We start from the raw sequence: 2168 nt of genomic DNA on the forward strand, positions 1-2168 counted from the left end.
AGGTGCCCAACGGCGCCCGGGCCACGGACGCCGGTGCAACAGGCGCAGCGGCCGCCGGCCCCCGGCCCGGCCGCGGGGATCTCGCGCGCGGCGTGCCGGGCGCGACCCACCCGCCTTCCACTGCCACCGACTTCGCCGGCGCCCCTGACACCGCTGCCCCTGACACCGCTGCCTCCGGCCCCGCTGCCGTCGCTCCCGCACCGGTGCCCGCCGCGCCGGCCACCGGCGCGCCGACGGGCGAACTCCCGCTCGTGGGACGGGAGCACGAGACGGCGGCGCTGCGGGAGACCGTGGCCGCAGCCGCTGCCGGGCGCACCAGCTGGGCGATCGTGTCCGGTCCCCCCGGCTCCGGCCGCAGCCGACTGCTGGCGGAGGCGGCGCGGGAGGCCGCGGCCCGCGGGTTCACGGTCATCCGGTGCGCCGGTGGAGGGGCGCACAGCGCGGGGGCCCTCGATCCGGCGGCCCGCCTGCTGGAGCAACTTCTCGGTGCTCCCCGAGGCCGGGACGGCGCGGGCCCCGTCTCCTCCCAGACCGACGCGTTGACGATGCTGCTCACCGTCCTGGCCGCACGGTCCGGTGAGACCCCGCTGCTCTGTCTGCTGGACGACCTCGACGACGCGGGCGGGGCCTTCGCGGGTCTGCTGCGCATGCTGGCGGGGCTGCTGCCCGACCTCCCGCTCGCGCTGGCCGTCGCCGTGGACGGCCGCCGGGCGGGAACAGTCGACGGGCTGCTGGCCGACCTCTCCCGCCAGGGCGCGCTCTGGGTCGAACCGGAGCCGTTGACCCCGGAGGAAGTCGTGTTGCTCGTCACTCGGCGGGGCGGCGGTGAGGACGCCGCCCACGCCGCCGCGTTGCACCGGCGCAGCGAGGGGAACCCCTTCCTCCTCTCCCACCTGCTCGCTCTTCCCGCCGACCGGCGGACCGGGCCCCGGGCGCGGGTCCCCGCCGCCGTCCGCAGCGTCGTCCGAGCCAGGCTGGCGCGGCTGGACCCGAGCACGCGTGCGATGCTGAACTGTGCCTCGTTGGACGAACTCACATTGGACGTCGAGCTGTTGAGTGCCGTCTGCGAACTCCGGACCGAGGCCGTCCTCCACCACGTCGACGAGGCGTTGCGCGAGGGGCTGCTGGTCTGGGACCCCGACACCGTTGCCGGCGGGGGAAGCTACCGCTTCTCCCCGCTCACCCGCGAGGTGGTGCACGACGCCATGACGCCCCCCGAGCGTCAGCGCCTGCATGCCTCGCTCGCACAGGAGTTGGCCCGGCACCCCGGTGACGACCCCCGGCGCCTGGACACCCACCGCGCGGCGGCAGGTCCGCTCGGCTCCCCGGGGGACCGACCCCGGCGGGCCGTCGGCGACCGCGCGCGACCCCGGACGGACACCTGACCGGACTCGGCACCGAGCCCGGCGGGCAGGCCGGCCCCATCCCACCAGAACCACCCCCGCCGTGAGCCGCGGCGGCACGAAGGAGACGCTCATGTCCGACCAGTCCCGAGCCGAGGGCGCCGCCGACGCCCGTGCGAGCTCCGGAACGGACGGCGCGGACCACCCACCCGCCGCCCCCGGTGCCGCGGCGAACGGGAGCGGCGGCACCGCACCGGTCGACCCGCGGACCTCGTTCCGGGTGGACCCGGCGAGGCCGGACGCGGTGTCCGTGGAGACGGCGTCCGCCGGGGACCGGCCCGCGCCCGCCGCGGACCGCCCCCAGCCCGAGGCCCCGAACGCGGCTGCCGGGGACCGGCGGTCGGCGACCGACCCGGCCGACGAGGAGCGCGGCGACCGGACGGACGACCGCGACGCCGACCCCGACGACAGTGACAACAGCGACGCCGGGACGGACACCGGGACCGATGGCGGCCTGTACGACGTCGACGCACCAGGCCCCGCCGAGGGCGACGGCACGGCGGTCGCCCTCGGCAAGCGGACGACGCCGGCGGCGCCTGTCGCGTCCAGCGAGGCGAAGACCCTCGCAGGGACGGAGGTCGCCCCGCTGTCGCCGCCGGACACCGGGGGCTCCGAGTCGGCCGCCGCCGCGGACCCCGCCCCGGCCGGTGCCGAGCCCGGCACCACCGCCACCACGGAGGGCGAGGCCGCCGCAGCCGCCGAGCAACCCGCCGCACGCGGCTGGTGGGCGCGGCGTCGCGCCGCCGCCGCGGCGCAGGACGAGGA

General features: G+C 78.2%; 1 protein-coding gene and 1 pseudogene. Both read left to right on the plus strand.

Annotated elements, in window-relative coordinates:
• A partial coding sequence (locus tag HCN56_RS25230) for an AAA family ATPase (protein ID WP_209313182.1) occupies nt 1-1385 on the plus strand: 1385 nt, incomplete at its 5' end.
• Between the two features lie 91 nt (nt 1386-1476).
• Nucleotides 1477-2168 (plus strand): annotated as a pseudogene (locus HCN56_RS25235) (hypothetical protein); the annotation flags it as partial.

Source organism: Streptomyces lonarensis (assembly GCF_012033735.1).
GTDB classification, from domain to species: domain Bacteria; phylum Actinomycetota; class Actinomycetes; order Streptomycetales; family Streptomycetaceae; genus Streptomyces; species Streptomyces lonarensis.